Annotated in this window: 11 protein-coding genes; 8 read left to right on the forward strand and 3 right to left on the reverse strand. The window is 69.6% G+C overall.

Going from position 1 to position 14,881, the window contains the following annotated elements; genetic code table 11:
- Positions 1–25: 25 nt before the first annotated feature.
- Together ACIO52_RS18305 and ACIO52_RS18310 are read left to right on the forward strand one after the other, a co-directional pair.
- The gene (locus ACIO52_RS18305; protein WP_218720059.1) at positions 26–1,195 is read left to right on the forward strand and encodes a 3-oxoacyl-[acyl-carrier-protein] synthase III C-terminal domain-containing protein; all 1,170 of its coding nucleotides are present in this window, start codon (positions 26–28) and stop codon (positions 1,193–1,195) included.
- Between the two features lie 11 nt (positions 1,196–1,206).
- Positions 1,207–3,072, forward strand: a complete 1,866-nt coding sequence (locus ACIO52_RS18310; RefSeq protein WP_342800950.1) for an ATP-binding cassette domain-containing protein — start codon at positions 1,207–1,209, stop codon at positions 3,070–3,072.
- 54 nt (positions 3,073–3,126) lie between these two features.
- Here ACIO52_RS18310 and ACIO52_RS18315 read toward each other — a convergent pair whose 3' ends face one another.
- Entirely contained in the window at positions 3,127–4,008 is an 882-nt protein-coding gene (locus ACIO52_RS18315; RefSeq protein WP_218720061.1) for a glucosyl-3-phosphoglycerate synthase, read from the reverse strand.
- Positions 4,009–4,212: 204 nt separating this feature from the next.
- On the opposite strand from ACIO52_RS18315, the gene ACIO52_RS18320 reads away from it, so the two are divergent.
- Positions 4,213–5,568: a TerD family protein gene (locus ACIO52_RS18320; RefSeq protein WP_342800951.1), complete on the forward strand. Its 1,356-nt coding sequence runs from the start codon at positions 4,213–4,215 to the stop codon at positions 5,566–5,568.
- Here the strand turns inward: ACIO52_RS18320 and ACIO52_RS18325 are convergent.
- Positions 5,538–6,521: a LysR family transcriptional regulator gene (locus tag ACIO52_RS18325; RefSeq protein WP_402645188.1), complete on the reverse strand. Its 984-nt coding sequence runs from the start codon at positions 6,519–6,521 to the stop codon at positions 5,538–5,540. The genes ACIO52_RS18320 and ACIO52_RS18325 overlap by 31 nt on opposite strands.
- A gap of 96 nt (positions 6,522–6,617) precedes the next feature.
- On the opposite strand from ACIO52_RS18325, the gene ACIO52_RS18330 reads away from it, so the two are divergent.
- The 5 genes from ACIO52_RS18330 to ACIO52_RS18350 all read left to right on the forward strand — a co-directional run bounded on the left by ACIO52_RS18330 (position 6,618) and on the right by ACIO52_RS18350 (position 13,739).
- The gene (locus ACIO52_RS18330; RefSeq protein WP_218720064.1) at positions 6,618–8,012 is read left to right on the forward strand and encodes an MFS transporter; all 1,395 of its coding nucleotides are present in this window, start codon (positions 6,618–6,620) and stop codon (positions 8,010–8,012) included.
- Positions 8,009–8,755, forward strand: coding sequence for a 3-hydroxybutyrate dehydrogenase (locus ACIO52_RS18335; RefSeq protein WP_218720065.1), 747 nt, complete (start codon positions 8,009–8,011; stop codon positions 8,753–8,755). Before ACIO52_RS18330 ends, ACIO52_RS18335 begins: the two co-directional genes overlap by 4 nt.
- Positions 8,752–10,734: an acetoacetate--CoA ligase gene (locus ACIO52_RS18340; RefSeq protein ID WP_402645193.1), complete on the forward strand. Its 1,983-nt coding sequence runs from the start codon at positions 8,752–8,754 to the stop codon at positions 10,732–10,734. Before ACIO52_RS18335 ends, ACIO52_RS18340 begins: the two co-directional genes overlap by 4 nt.
- A gap of 201 nt (positions 10,735–10,935) precedes the next feature.
- Positions 10,936–11,826, forward strand: a complete 891-nt coding sequence (locus ACIO52_RS18345) for a hypothetical protein (RefSeq protein ID WP_402645196.1) — start codon at positions 10,936–10,938, stop codon at positions 11,824–11,826.
- 131 nt (positions 11,827–11,957) lie between these two features.
- Positions 11,958–13,739 (forward strand): exonuclease domain-containing protein, encoded by a 1,782-nt coding sequence (locus tag ACIO52_RS18350; RefSeq protein WP_402645199.1) that lies wholly within the window; start codon positions 11,958–11,960, stop codon positions 13,737–13,739.
- Positions 13,740–13,747: 8 nt separating this feature from the next.
- Here ACIO52_RS18350 and ACIO52_RS18355 read toward each other — a convergent pair whose 3' ends face one another.
- The gene (locus ACIO52_RS18355) at positions 13,748–14,881 is read right to left on the reverse strand and encodes a sulfotransferase (protein ID WP_218720069.1); all 1,134 of its coding nucleotides are present in this window, start codon (positions 14,879–14,881) and stop codon (positions 13,748–13,750) included.

Below are 14,881 nucleotides of genomic sequence, written 5' to 3' on the forward strand. Positions count from 1 at the left end.
TTCTGTTTCGAAAGGATTTGTGCCCGTGTCTGTTTCCTTTGACCTGCTCCGCACGGCCGACGTCGAGCGCGGGCACGACCTGCTACCGCCCGCCCCGCCGACCACCGTCGGCGTGATCGAAGCGGTCGCCACCGGATCGCCCGAACTCGTGGTCGACCAGACCGTGAACGCGGGCCGGGTCGCCGAGCTGTTCTCCGATCCCGCACAGCGCCAGCGTATTCCGCGGATCTACCAGAAGACCCGGATCGACACCCGGCACCTGGCGATCGACCCGCTCGATCCGGAGTTCCTCGCGTTCAGCCGTCGCCCCGGCACTATCCGGGACCGGATGAACCTGTTCTTCGAGCACGCGGTGCCGCTCGCGGTCGACGTGGCCAGGCGGGCCGTCGCCGGCCTGGAGAACCCCGCCGACGACATCGGTCAGCTGATCTTCGTGACCAGCACCGGCTTCATCGCCCCCGGCGTCGACGTCGCGGTGGTCAAGCAGCTGGGGCTGTCGCCGACGGTGGGCCGCATGGTCATCAACTTCATGGGCTGTGCCGCCGCGATGAACGGCATCCGCGCCGCCACCGACTATGTCCGGGCGCACCCGGACAAGAAGGCGATGGTGCTGTGCATCGAGCTGAGCTCGGTGAACGCGGTGTTCGACGACGACGTCAACGACGTCATCACCCACAGCCTCTTCGGTGACGGGTGCGGCGCGGTGGTGATCGGCGCCAACCAGGTGCACCAGCCGCTGGCGGCGGGCAGCATCGTGATCCGCGACAGCTTCAGCCACCTGTTCGACGACGCGGAGGACGGCATCGTGCTCGGCGTGAAGGACGCGGGCATCACCTGCGAGCTGGCGACCAGCCTGCCCGACTACATCTACCGCGGGGTGGATCCGGTGGTGACCGAGGTGCTCGCGCGCAACGGCCTGGGCAAGGACGACATCGATCTGTGGGCGATCCACCCCGGTGGGCCCCGCATCATCGAGGAGTCGGCGCACTCGCTGGGGATCCCGGCCGAGGCGGCGGCGCCGAGCTGGGAGGTGCTCGCCGAGCACGGCAACATGCTGAGTGTCTCGCTGATCTTCGTGCTGGAGCGGATGATCCGCGACGCGCGTTCGGCGGCACCGATTTCCACCGGGGTGGCGTTCTCGTTCGCGCCCGGTGTCACCCTCGAGGGCATCGTGTTCGATGTCATCCGCAGCTGAGAGCACCCGCTATGCATCTTCTCCGTTTTCTCGCCGCGCTCTCGCCGGCCAGGATCGCGGCCGTGGTGGCCGCGGGCCTGATCTGCGGTGTGGCCAACACCTACCTGGTGACGCTGATCAACGCGGTCGTCTCACCGAAGCCACAGCCCGACCATCTGCTGCTGCGTTTCGGGCTGACCGGCTTGGTGATCCTGGTCAGCGGGGTGGCGTCGCAGGTGCTGCTGATCCGGCTGTCGCAGGACGCGATCTTCCGGCTGCGCAGTGACCTGAGCTCCGGGATCGTCTCGGCGCCACTGGAACACCTGGAACGGCTCGGTATGCACCGCCTGATGGCGACACTCACCGAGGACGTGCGGTCGCTGTCGCAGGCCGTGACCGCCATTCCGTCGATCTGCGTCGACGTGGCGACCATCATCGGCTGCTTCGTGTTCCTGGCCATCGTGTCGGGGCCGATCTTCGCGGTGACGGTGGCGGGCACCTTGGTCGGCATCGCGTGTGTCGAACTGGTACTCAAGCGGGTGCGCGGGATCTACCGCGAGGCCCGCGAGAACGAGGACGCGCTGCTGCGTTCGTTCCAGGCGGTCACGCTCGGCATCAAGGAACTGAAGCTGCACCGTGGCCGGCGCCGGGACTTCATGGATCGGCATCTGCTCGGATCGGCGGGCACGCTGCGTGATCAGAACACCGACGCGGGCTCGAAGTTCTCCTACGCGCAGGGTTTCGGCCAGGCGCTGCAGCTGGCGACGATGGCGCTGATCCTGTTCGTCGTCGCGGCGGCCCTGGAGCTGCCACGGGACACGATGGTCGGCTACGTGCTGGTCACCACGTTCCTGGCGATGCCGATGCAGAACTTCATGCACCGCATCCCGGACCTGCTGCGTGGCGATGTCGCGCTGGCCAAGATCCGGGCGATGAACCTGTCGATGGAGACCCTGCACGACGAGGAGCTCCTGCCGTACACCGAGCGTCCAGTGGCAGGGGAGGCCAAACTGGAACTGACCAATGTCAGCTACGTGTACCGCGCCGAGGCTCCGTCGCCCGTGCCACCGCCGCCGGGAGCGCATCCGGCCGGACCGGGTGGACCGCCCGAGCGTGGGGGACATCCGCCGCGTCCGGGAATGCCGCCGCGCGACGGCAACGGCAGGCCGGGCCACGGCGGGCCGCATCCCGCCCATCCCGGTGCGCATCCGGGTGCCGGGCAGCCGGATGTCAACGGTAAGAACTGGATCGACCACGGTGGCACCGATGTGCGACCGCTGGCGCCGCCGCCCGGACTCGACGAGTCCGAGGACGCCGGCTTCCGGCTCGGTCCGATCGACCTGGTTTTCGAACCGGGGCAGATCACGTTCATCGTCGGTGGCAACGGCAGCGGGAAGTCGACGCTGGCCAAGCTCATCACCGGTCTGTACGTGCCACGCTCGGGGTCGTTGTCGCTCAACGGGGAGAGGATCGACCACGACAACATCGAGTGGTACCGGCAGAATTCGTCGGCGGTGTTCACCGATTTCCATCTGTTCGAGGACTACTTGGGCTTCGACCGTCCCGGTATCGACGCCGAGGTCCAGCGGTATCTCGAGGAGCTGCAGATCGCGCACAAGGTGAAGGTGCGCGACGGTCGGCTCTCGACCGTCGACCTGTCGCAAGGGCAGCGCAAGCGGCTGGCATTGCTCACCGCGCTGCTCGAGGACCGGCAGATCTACGTCTTCGACGAATGGGCCGCCGATCAGGAGCCGCGCTTCCGCGAGGTCTTCTATCGCGAGATCCTCACGGATCTGAAGCGGCGCGGCAAGACGGTCATCGTGATCACCCACGACGACCGCTACTTCGACTGCGCCGACCAGTTGGTGAAGCTGGACTTCGGTCTGGTCGCGGCGTAGGCAGGCTCGTCGGACGCCGGTCCGGTCCTTGGGACCGGGCCGGCGTCCGTCGTGTCAGGCGATCTCGCGCTGGGCCGCGATCAGCTCGGTCATCGGTGGGCGGTCGGTCAGGCTGACCTCGGACGGCAGGCGCTGCCAGCCGGTTTCGCCCGGCAGGAATTGCACGAGCCCGATGCCGGAGTCGCGGATACCGAGGCGATCGAGCAAGGTCGCCACCACCTGCCTGCTCATCACGGCCAATTCGTGCGTGGGCCGGTTGCGGTGGCGCCGGACGCCGAGATCGACCTGGGCGATCGACGACAGCCCGTGCCGCTGCCAGCAGTCGATGAGGATCCCGATCTCCGCGCCGTATCCGCTGGCGACGGAGATCCCGCCGAGAAATGCTCGGGTGGAGGCGTATTCGCCACCCAGCGGTTGCACGATCTCGGCCAGTGCCGGCGCGAGCGCGGTGAGCAGCGGGCGGGCGACGAGCTGGGTCACCCGGCCGCCGCCGTCGGCGTCCACGCTCGGGCCGCTCGGCATCGGCCTGCGGTAGTAGCCCTTCACCAGGGCGAGCCCGGGATCGTCGAGCAACGGCGCGACCAGGATCGGGACGAAATCCGGATCCGGTGCGACCAGATCGGCGTCGAGGAAGACCAGCAGATCACCGGTGCTCACCGCCAGCGACCGCCACAGCACCTCGCCCTTGCCCGGCCGGGGCGCCACCTCGGGCAGCGCCTCCTCGCGGGTGTAGACCGTGGCGCCTGCCGCGCGTGCCCGCGCGATGGTGCGATCGGTCGAGCCCGCGTCGATGACGAGCAGTTCGTCGACCAGCCCGCCGAGCCAGGGCCGGACGGCGGCGATCACCCCGGCGACGGTGTCCTCGTCGTCGAGCGCGGGCAGCACCACCGAGACCCGGCGACCCAGCTTGCGGTCGATCAGTGCACGGACGTCCATGGCGACCAGTGAACGACACCGGCCGCCGCGGGCGCCACCGATCCGGGCGAATCCTGTGAACGACGCCAACGGTCCGCCCGACCCGCTATCGAGACCGACAGTCCGGGTACCCGCTGCGCGAGCTCGCGCGATGCCGGGCCGCACGCACGGGGCGCGGGTACCGTGGGGTCGCGATGAGGGCAACGACCGGTGGAGGGCGGCGTCATGACAGGGAACGCAACGGTGGTCGAGGTTTCGAAGGGGTCCAAGACCGATCTGGTCGACGGGCGCTACACGGTGCGCATCGACCTGGACGGTCCGGCCGGCGCGGTCGACGTGTCGGCCGTGCTGGTGACCGCGGACGGCCGGGTCCGCTCCGACGCCGATTTCGTGTTCTTCAACAATCCGTCGGCCCCGGGCGTGCGGCTGGAATCCGACGCCGTGGTGTCGGTGGACCTGGCCGCCGTCCCCGCCGAGATCGAGCGGGTGGTGATCGCGGCAAGCACCGAGGCGCAGGGTATCCGGTTCGGGCAGGTCAGCGGGCTTCGGGTAGCGGTGGCCGGACCCGGGCAAGTGCTGACTTTCGTTCCGCCGGGCCTGGATTCGGAGACGGTGCTGCAAGCGGTCGCGCTGTATCGGCGGGGCAGCGGGTGGCGGCTGGACGCGATCGGGCAGGGTTACAGCGCGGGACTGGCGGCCTTCGCGACCGAGTACGGGATCGTGGTCGACGAGGAGGAGCCTGCCGGGATCGTCGCGCCTGCCGGTGCGCCGTCGCATCCCGCCGAATCCGTCGGCGTGCTGCCGCAGCCCGTCGCGCCGCGACCACATCCGGCTGCGGCGATCGACCTCCGCAAGGTCGACGTCGTCCTCACCAAGGACTCGCCCGACCGGCGTGCCAGCATCGACCTGCGCAAGGGCGACCCGGGCTACGTCCTGACCGTCGGCCTCGAATGGGACGGCCGCGGCGCGCACTACGACGCCGACGGGCGCGTGACGAAGTACGGCAAGGGTGATCTGGACGTGTACTTCTTCTGCCGCAACGAGATCACCGGCGACTACGTCGTGATCAGCGGCGAGAAGGGGCACCAGGGCGACCTGGCCGAGTGGCCGTTTCTGCACCACCAGGGCGACAGTCGCGGCCCCGGGGCGAAGAACCTGCCCGCTACCGAGCAGGTGATCGTGCGCCCGACCGAGAACGGCGACCTGCTGCTCAACGTGTATCAATCCGTCGACAACGGCGCGGGCGCGATCGATACCTTCGGCAGACCTCGCGTGCGAGTCCGCTACGGCCGTGCCGGTCGCGACGGGCTCCCCGGTCCCGACGCCGATCAGATCACCGTCATGATCGGCAACGGCAAGAACTCGTTCTGGGCGACCGTCGCCCACATCGATGTCCGCGACGGCATCCTCACCGTCGACGGCACCACCCGCTACAGCCGTGCGTTCAGCGAACGGATGCCCGTCCTCGACACCAGGGGCACCTGGCTGCGATCGGCCAAGAACGGTCCGGTCGGGCGCAGCAAGAGCAGCAACGGCCTCGGCTTGAGCCACTACGCCGGACGCTGCCCCGACCCACGCTGAGTTCCGAGGAGTTCCGCACGCCGTTCCTCGACCGTGGCACGCAGGGCGTCGACGACGGCGGCGACCTCGGGCCGCCGCAGCGTTTCGCGACGGGTCACGAGCCAGTAGGTGAGCTGTACGCGCACCTGTGGTCCGAGCACCCGGACGAGATCGTCGTGCCGGTCGGCCATGAAGCACGGCAGCAGGCCGATCCCGGCCGCGGCGCGGGTGGCCTCGACATGGACGAAAACATTGGTGGACGAGACGGATCGGCGCATGTCGGGCGCGAATCTGGTGGCCAGGTCGAGATCGTCGACCTGCAGGATGGATTCGATGAAGTAGATCAGCGGATAGTGGCGCAAATCCTCGACGGCGGCCGGTGTGCCGTGCTCGGCGAGGTAGTCACGCGCGGCGTAGAGGCCGAGGCTGTAGTCGCCGAGCCGGATCGCCTCGGCGCGATGGACCTGGGGTTGTCCGACCACCACTTCGATATCGAGCCCGCTGCGCTGGGTGGACGCGCGCCGGGTGGTGGCGATGATGTCCACCGCCACCCGAGGATGCGTGCGCTGCACCCGCGCGGCGGCGGGTGCGGCCAGGTAGGCGCTGAATCCGTCGGTGGCCGAAAGCCGCACCACTCCTTCGAGTTCCCGCGCCCCGCCGGCGGAGCCGAGTGAGCGCACCGCGGTCTCGATGGTCTCGGCGGCGGCCAGGGCCGATCGTCCGAGATCGGTCAGTTCCCAGCCGCCGGTGACGCGGGTCAGCACCCGGCCACCGACCGCGCGTTCGAGCGCGGCGATCCGCCGCGAGATCGTCGTGTGGTTGATGCCCAGTTCCTCGGCGGCGGTGACATAGCGGCCCGATCGGCCGACCGCCAGCAGCACCAGCAGGTCGTCGGCGCTGGGCCGCCGCCCTGGATCAGCCGAGGTCCCGCTCATATCTGCATCTTTGCAGATCCTCGGTGCGAACTTGGCCATTGCGACGGAATTCGATCTGCACGAATACTCTTCGCATTGCTAGTGGGCCACATCACACTGTCGGCGTGATGTGGCCCCGATCACCAAGGAGCAGTGATGAGCGTCCGCAATGCGACCCCGGCGGCCGGCGAGGACCGCGCCCCGAGCGGTCTGCGCCGAGTGGTAGCCGCCTCGATGGCAGGCACCGTCGTCGAATGGTACGAGTTCTTCCTCTACGGCACCGCCGCCACCCTCGTCTTCAGCAAGGTGTTCTTCGCCAAGGGCACCAGCGATCTGGACGCGATCCTGGCCGCGTTCGTCACCTACGCCGTCGGCTTCGCCGCGCGCCCGCTCGGCGGCATCGTCTTCGGCTACTTCGGTGACCGCTACGGCCGCAAGAAGCTGCTGCAGTTGAGCCTGGTCCTGGTCGGTGGCGCGACCTTCCTGATGGGCTGTCTGCCCACCTTCGCCCAGATCGGTTACTGGGCCCCGGCGCTGCTGGTGACCTTGCGCTTCATCCAGGGCTTCGCGATCGGCGGCGAATGGGGCGGCGCCGTCTTGCTGGTGGCCGAACACAGTCCCAGCCGCAGTCGCGCGTTCTGGTCGAGCTGGCCGCAGGCCGGTGTGCCCGCGGGCAATCTGCTCGCCACGGTGGTGCTGCTCGTGCTCACCTCGACGCTGTCCGATGCCGCGTTCCTGAGCTGGGGCTGGCGCGTCGCCTTCTGGCTGTCGGCGGTGGTGGTGCTGGTCGGCTACTACGTGCGGACGAAGGTCACCGACGCCCCGATCTTCGTCGAGGCGCAGCGGCAGATGGAGCACGCCAAGGCGACGTCGTTCAGCGTGTTCGAGGTGCTGCGCCGGTACCCGCGCGGCGTCTTCACCGCCATGGGGCTGCGTTTCGGCGAGAACATCATGTACTACCTGGTCGTCACCTTCTCGATCACCTACCTGAAGGTGCACGTGCACGCCGACACCACGACGATCCTGTGGTGGTTGCTGGCCGCGCACGCCGTGCACATGGCGGTGATCCCGCTGGCGGGTCATCTCGGTGACCGGTTCGGCCGCAGGCCCGTCTATCTCGCCGGCGCGCTGGCCGCGGCGACGTGGGGCTTCTTCGCCTTCCCGCTGATGGACTCCGGCCACAGCCTGCTGATCCTGACCGCGATCATCATCGGCCTGGTCTTCCACGGCCTCATGTACGCCGGTCAGCCCGCCATCATGGCCGAGATGTTCCCGACCCGGATGCGGTATTCCGGTGTGTCCCTGGGGTATCAGGTCACCTCGATCGTGGCGGGCTCGCTCGCCCCGATCATCGCGGTCAAGCTGCTCGATTCCTACGGCTCCTCGGTCCCGATCGCGGTGTACCTCGCGGTGGCCGCGGCGATCACGGTGATCGCGGTGCTGTGCGCGAAGGAGACCAAGGGCATCGACCTGGAATCGCTGGATGCCGCGGACGCGGCCGAGACGGCGAGCGCCCCGGCGGTCGTGTCGACGAAGGTCGTCGCGGCATGAGCGACCTGATCGGACGCACGGCGCTGGTCACCGGCGCGGCCGGCGGCATCGGCGCGGCCTGCGCCCACGAGCTGGCCGCGCGGGGCGCGGAGGTGACGGTCGCCGACGTGAACGAGCTGGGCGCCAAGACCGTGGCCGCCGAGATCGGCGGGCACGCCTGGGCCGTCGACCTGCTCGACGTCGACGCGCTCACCGAACTGAGCCTGTCGGTGGACATCCTGGTCAACAACGCGGGCGTGCAGACCGTCAGCCCGCTCGAGGACTTCCCGCCCGCCCGGTTCCGCCTGATCCAGACGCTCATGGTGGAAGCGCCGTTCCTGCTGATCCGCGCGGCGCTGCCACATATGTACGCCCAGGGGTTCGGCCGCATCGTGAACGTGTCCTCGGTGCACGGCCTGCGCGCCTCGCCCTACAAGGTCGCCTACGTCACGGCCAAGCATGCGCTGGAAGGACTGTCGAAGGTGACCGCGCTCGAGGGCGGCCCGCGCGGGGTCACCAGCAATTGCGTCAATCCCGGGTATGTGCGCACTCCGCTGGTGGACAAGCAGATCGCCGAACAGGCCGCCGCGCACGGCATTCCCGCGCGAGAAGTGGTGGAGAAGGTGTTGCTCACCGAGAGTGCGATCAAGCGGCTGATCGAGCCCGAGGAGGTGGCGGCGCTGGTCGGATGGCTGGCCTCCGACCAGGCGGGCATGGTCACCGGATCCTCGTATGTCATGGACGGTGGGTGGAGCGCGCGATGACCAGCGTGACAGCGGCGCCGCAGTGGGTGCCGGGAGAGCAGGACATCGCGCGGGCGCGGATCACCGATTTCGCGCGGTTCGTGGCCGCTCGGCACGGGGTCGAGGTCCCGGATTACCGGGCACTGTGGCAGTGGTCGGTCGACGACCTGGCCGGGTTCTGGGGGGCGGTCTGGGACTACTTCGAGCTGGGCGAGCGGTCCGCGCAAGTCCTGGCCGACACCGGAATGCCCGGCGCGCGCTGGTTTCCGGGCACGCGGGTGAACTACGTCGATCAGGTGATCCGGCAGGCGCGCACGGATCGGCCCGCGATCGTCACCGTCGACGAGGACGGTGCGATGTCGGAACTGTCGTGGGCCGAGATGCTCAGCCGCGCCGCCGGATTCGCCGCTACTCTCCGCGGGATCGGAGTCGGGCCCGGGGACCGAGTAGTCGGCTACCTGCCGAACATCGCCGAGGCGGTGATCGCGTTCCTGGCGACGGCGAGTATCGGCGCGATCTGGAGTGCGTGCGGGCAGGACTACACGGCGAAGGCCGCACTGGACCGGCTGGGCCAGCTCGCGCCGAAGGTGCTCGTGACCTGCGATGGATACCGCTTCGGCGGCAAGGAACACCGCAAACTCGCCGAGATCGCGGCACTGCGTGCCGCACTGCCCGAGCTGCGCGCGACCGTGCTGGTGTCCCGGCTCGGCGACGCGGTCGAGGGCACGCTCGGCTGGGACGAGGCGACCGGATCGGCGGGCACGGCACCGGAGACCGCGCAGGTCGGCTTCGATCATCCCCTGTGGGTCCTGTACTCCTCCGGCACCACGGGGTTGCCCAAAGGCATCGTGCACGGCCACGGCGGTGTCCTGCTCGAACATCTCAAAGCGCTGGCCCTGCAGTCCGATCTCGGCCGCGACGACACCTACTTCTGGTACACCAGCCCGAGCTGGATGATGTGGAACTACCAGGTCGCCGGGCTGTTGGTCGGCGCGACCATCGTCTGCTATCCGGGGAGCCCGACCGCGCCCGCACCGGATGCGCTGTGGAACATCGCCGCTCGGGTGCGCGCGACCGTGGTCGGGACCAGCCCCGGCTACGTCCTCGCGTGCGCGAAGGCGCAGGCCGTGCCGCGACGCGACCACGACCTGGCCGCGTTGCGTCTGATCGGGGTCACCGGCTCGGCGCTGCCCGCGTCGTCGTCGCTGTGGTTGCGCGACAATGTGGGCGACCACATCCCGGTGTCCTCGATCAGTGGCGGCACCGACATCGTGTCGGCCTTCGCGGGTGGGGTGCGCACCGTCCCGGTGTGGCCCGGGGAGTTGTCCGCCCCCTACCTCGGTGTCGCGTTGGCGGCATGGGACGACGCGGGCCGACCCGTGCACGACGCCGTCGGCGAGTTGGTCGTCACCGCGGCGATGCCGTCCATGCCGCTGCGCTTCTGGCACGACCCCGACGGATCGCGGTACCGCGCCGCCTATTTCGAGACCTACCCGGGCGTCTGGCGGCACGGCGACTGGATCACCGTCACCGAGCATCACAGTGTCGTCGTCCACGGCCGCTCCGACTCCACCCTCAACCGGCACGGCATCCGGATGGGCAGCGCCGATATCTACCAGGCCGTCGAACAGCTTCCCGAGATCGTCGACTCCCTGGTCATCGGCGCCGAACAGCCCGACGGCGGCTACTGGATGCCCCTGTTCGTCGTCCTCCCGGCCGGTGCCACCCTCACCGAGGCGCTGCGGACCCGGATCGCCGCCACCATCCGCACCGACGTCTCGCCCCGCCACGTCCCCGACGACATCCTGGCCGCGCCGGGCGTGCCCCGCACCCGCACCGGCAAGAAGCTGGAGGTCCCCGTCAAGCGAATCCTGCAGGGCGCGGATCCCTCGGACGTTCTCGACCCGACCACCGTCGATCACCCGGCTCTGCTCGACTGGTACGCCCAGATCCGCCGTCGACGTCTGCGCCCGGCCGGCGACCCTGCCGGGCGGCCATGACACGATCGCTGGGAACCCGCAACCTGCCCGAACGGCAGCCCGCGGGATCCGAGGCGGATCAGGGCTGGTCCGCGGGCGTGCGCGACGGTCGTCCGGCGCGGCGGACGGCACGAGACGTAACGTGCCGGCCGTCGACGGCGACCGCAATGGTGTGGGCTGAACCAGTGAGGACGGGAGGGCGGGCGCGTGACGGTCGGTCGGATGAGACGAACAGTCGTGGTGGCCGGGACCGCCGGTGTCCTCGGTCTGCTCGGATACGGCGGGGTCGCGGGCGCCGAGCCGGGTCTGGTCGCCAGTGCGGCGACCGGCGTCGCGGGAGCGCCCGCCGGGAACGGTTTCACGACGAGTGCGGATCCCTGGTTGGTTGCCGGCCCGGGCGACCACGGCAACGGGGGCGGCAATCACGGCAATGGCAACCAGGGTAACGGCGGCGGCAACAGCGGCAACCAGAACCCCGGCAGCGGAAACGGCAACCAGGGAAATGGGAAAGGCAACCAGGGCAACAACGGGAATTCCGGCAGCAACGGGAATCAGAACCCGGGCAGCGGCAACGGGAATCAGGGCAACGGCGGCGGCAACCAGGGCGGCAACCCGAATCCGGGCAACGCTCCCGAGCCGCAAGCGCCGGCCCAGCAAGCCGCTCCCGAAGGCCCGGCTCCCGAAGCTCCGTCGGCACCAGCCCAGCCCGACCCCGAGCCCGCCGCACCCGGGGACGCCGAACCGGATGCCGCCGAACCGGGCGGGTCGGCACCGGCGAGTCCACCCGGCGGAGGTGCCCCGCCCGCGGGATCGGGGCCGGGTGGTGCGGCTGCCGGAGCACCGGCGCCCGGGGGAGCGGCAGCGCCCGGGGGAGCAGGAAGTCCCCCCGCGGCGCAGAGCCCAGGCGGCGGCGGGGCGGCTCCCGCGCACGATGTGCGGCCGACCAGCGACACCGGCCTCCTGCCCGAACCGGACCTGCTCTCGGTGATCGGCGGACTTCTCGCGCTGGGGCTGGCCGGCGGCGGATCGGCCGCGGTGAGCTTTCAAGGCGCCGCCCAAGCACAGTCACGCATCGACGCCGCCCGCGCCGAGTTCTTCGGCCCGCGGACGTGATGCGAGTGCTGTCCGCGGCCACCCGCTGACAGGCGTCGACCGGCGCTCGTGCAGCGGGCGACAACCTTTGTCGCACGATCGTTCTCGAGTTCGAGTGCAACATTTCCGAACTCGTCTACGATGCGATGCTCATGCAGGGGATGACACGGGTCGACGTGCAGCAGCAGGCCTCCGGATTCGGTGAGTTCACCGTGGTCGATGTCGAAACCTCCGGACTCCGACCGCACCGGCACCGGGTCCTGTCGGTCGCCGCGCTGACCTTGGACAGCACCGGACAGGTGACGCGCGAGTTCCACACCTTGCTCGACCCCGAATGCGACCCGGGCCCGGTGCATGTGCACGGGCTCACCGCCGAAGTGCTGCGTGGCTCACCGCGATTCGCGCATGTGCACGAGCAGCTGGCCGCGATGCTGGCCGGGCGGGTCCTGGTCGCGCACAACGCGATGTTCGACTTCGGGTTCTTGGCCAGTGAGTTCGAACGGGCAGGTGGAGTGCTTCCGGTCCGTCGTCGGCTGTGCACGCTGGCGCTCGCTCGCCGCGTCGCGCTACCGACCCCGGACTACAAGCTGGCGACCCTGGCCACCTATTACGGTGTGCCACAGCGGAAAGCGCACGATGCGCTCGACGACACCCGTGTTCTCGTGAACGTGCTGCGCGCACTGGTGGCCGACGCGGCTCGCCTGGGCATCGCGCCGCCGTTGCTCTCCTGCGAGCCGACAGCGGACAGGCGCGCGGATTCTGTGTGGCCTGTCGAGCGAAGCGGCCCCAAGCCGCCGTGCGCGTACGCCTACCCAGGACGATGGGAGCCGTCGGCGCCACTGCGTCAAGGGATGAAGGTCGCGTTCACCGGCGAAACCCGGATCGACCGCGAAGAGCTGGTGTCGCGCGCCGAGACTGCCGGGCTCGACGTGACCAGCGTGGTGAGCGGTCGCACGAGTGTGCTCGTCACCAACGCGCCGGATTCCGGGACCGGCAAGGCACGCAGGGCGATCCAGCACCGGACTCCGGTCATCGACGAGCCGCGCTTCATCGAACTGCTCGCGACGATCGAACCAGGCCGGCCCAGGACTGCCCGGACCGCGGCGCCGGTCTCGCGTCGTCGGGTCGCCGTGCCGTCGGGGCCGCTGTCCGGTCACCGCGTTCTGGTGCTCGGCGGTACGCACGAGGAAGCCGCGCGGACCAGGACCCGGGTCGTGGAGCTCGGGGGATCCGCGGCCGTCAACTTGTCGGCCACCGTGACGGATCTGCTGCTCCTGCCCGGCGGCGACGCGGATCGCCGGGTGCGGAAGGCGACCGACCTCGGGCTCGCGCTGCACGGGCTGGAACTGCTCACCCGGTCGCCGGCGGCGGAATCCGAGCCGGCGGCGGGAGTCCCGGAACCGACGGCCCCCGAGCCGACCGTGTTGGCGCGCGGCCAGGTGATCGATCTGCCGATCGACTCGGACTCCTGGACCCTGCGCGCCACCTGGAACCAGCTCGGCGCCGCCGCCGTCGACCTGGTCGCCTTCCTCGTCGATACCGAGGAAAAGGTCGCCGGTCCGGCCGATTTCGTGTTCTACAACCAGCCGATCGCCGCGGGAGCCAGGCTCGCCGAGGAAGGGCCGACCGAGCAGTCGATCGCGGTCCTCCTCGACGAGCTTCCCGAGCATTGCTCCCGCGTGGTCTTCGCGGCGGCCCTCGATGCGCCCGGCGTGACCTTCGGCGGCGTCGGCGCCGTCGAGGTCGATGTCGCGACCGGCCCAGAATCGAGCGCGGTGATCCGCTCGACGATGGACGCGGCCACGGTCGAACGGACCCTACTGCTCGCCGAACTGTATCTGCGGGGCGAGACCTGGCGGTTCCGCGCCGTCGGACAGGGCTACGAGTCCGACCTCGCCGCGTTGGCCCGTGGGTACGGGGTCGAGGTCGAATAGCGCGTCCCTCAGCCGCCGAAGCGTTCGGCGACCATCTCCTCGGTCAGGCCGTAGTCGGCGAGGGAGTAGTGGTGGGTGGGTTTGCGGTCGCCGGTGCGGCTCTCGTTGTCGAGGGCGGTGATGGCGGTGCGGGCCTCCTCGGTGAAGTCGGTGCCGATGCGGGTGTAGATCCGTTCGACCACGCCGAACGGATCGGCGCGCAGGTCGTCGAAGTCGACGTCGATGAAGGTGGCGTCGGTGTGCCGGGCGCGCGCGGCGGTGAATGCGGCGAGACCGCGGGCCCACAGGTCGAGCTGGGTGCGGCCGATGGTCTCGCCGGTGAAGGTGGTCGACCAGCCGCGCGTGGCGTGTTCGTTGAGGCTGCACACCGACGGGATGATGGTGGCCGGATCGCGGTGGGTCTGGATGACGATCGCGTCCGGGTAGACCGCCAGCAGCGCATCCAGACAGAACAGGTGACTGGGGTTCTTGAGCACCCAGCGCCTGCTGTCGTTCATGCCGATCAGCTGCAGATTGCGACGATGCCGCGTGTAGGCGGGCGTCCAGTCCTGGGCGGCCAGCCACCGCGAGTAGCTCGGCACATAGGCCAGGCATTCGTAGGAATGCGAGGTGCCCGACTGCCGCAGCAGCTGCCAGCATTCCTCCACATCGGAGGCGCTCATGTAGTGCAGACCCATGAACTCCGGATTCTGCACCTGGTGCTGACGCAGACCGGCGTCGATCTGCTGATAGGCCGGATTCTCCGACCAGGTCTCGCGCGGCGGACGCGGCTGCGGGAAATCGGTCAGCCACATCTCCAGCCCCTGGTTGGCCGGATCGGCCGCCAGCAGCCGGTGCAGCGCGGTGGTGCCGGTGCGGGGCAGACCCGTGACGAAGATCGGCCGGGTGACCGGGGTGTCGACATAGCCGGGGTTGGCCGCCCACGCGGCCTCGCTGAGCGCGCGGGCCACGAGCGTGCCGCGCAGGAAGAACCGCGACATCTTGCTGCCGAGCTCGGTGAGCCCGGCCTCGTCACGGTAGGAGTCGAGCAGCACCTGCAGCGCCTCGGTGTAGTCGTCGGCCCCGAAATCGGTGAGACCGGTGAGTTTGGTGGCGGAGGCGTGCAGGTCGGCCACGGTGCCGACATCGGTGCGCACGGTCAT

It is taken from the genome of Nocardia sp. NPDC087230, from assembly GCF_044744725.1.
GTDB lineage: Bacteria > Actinomycetota > Actinomycetes > Mycobacteriales > Mycobacteriaceae > Nocardia > Nocardia canadensis.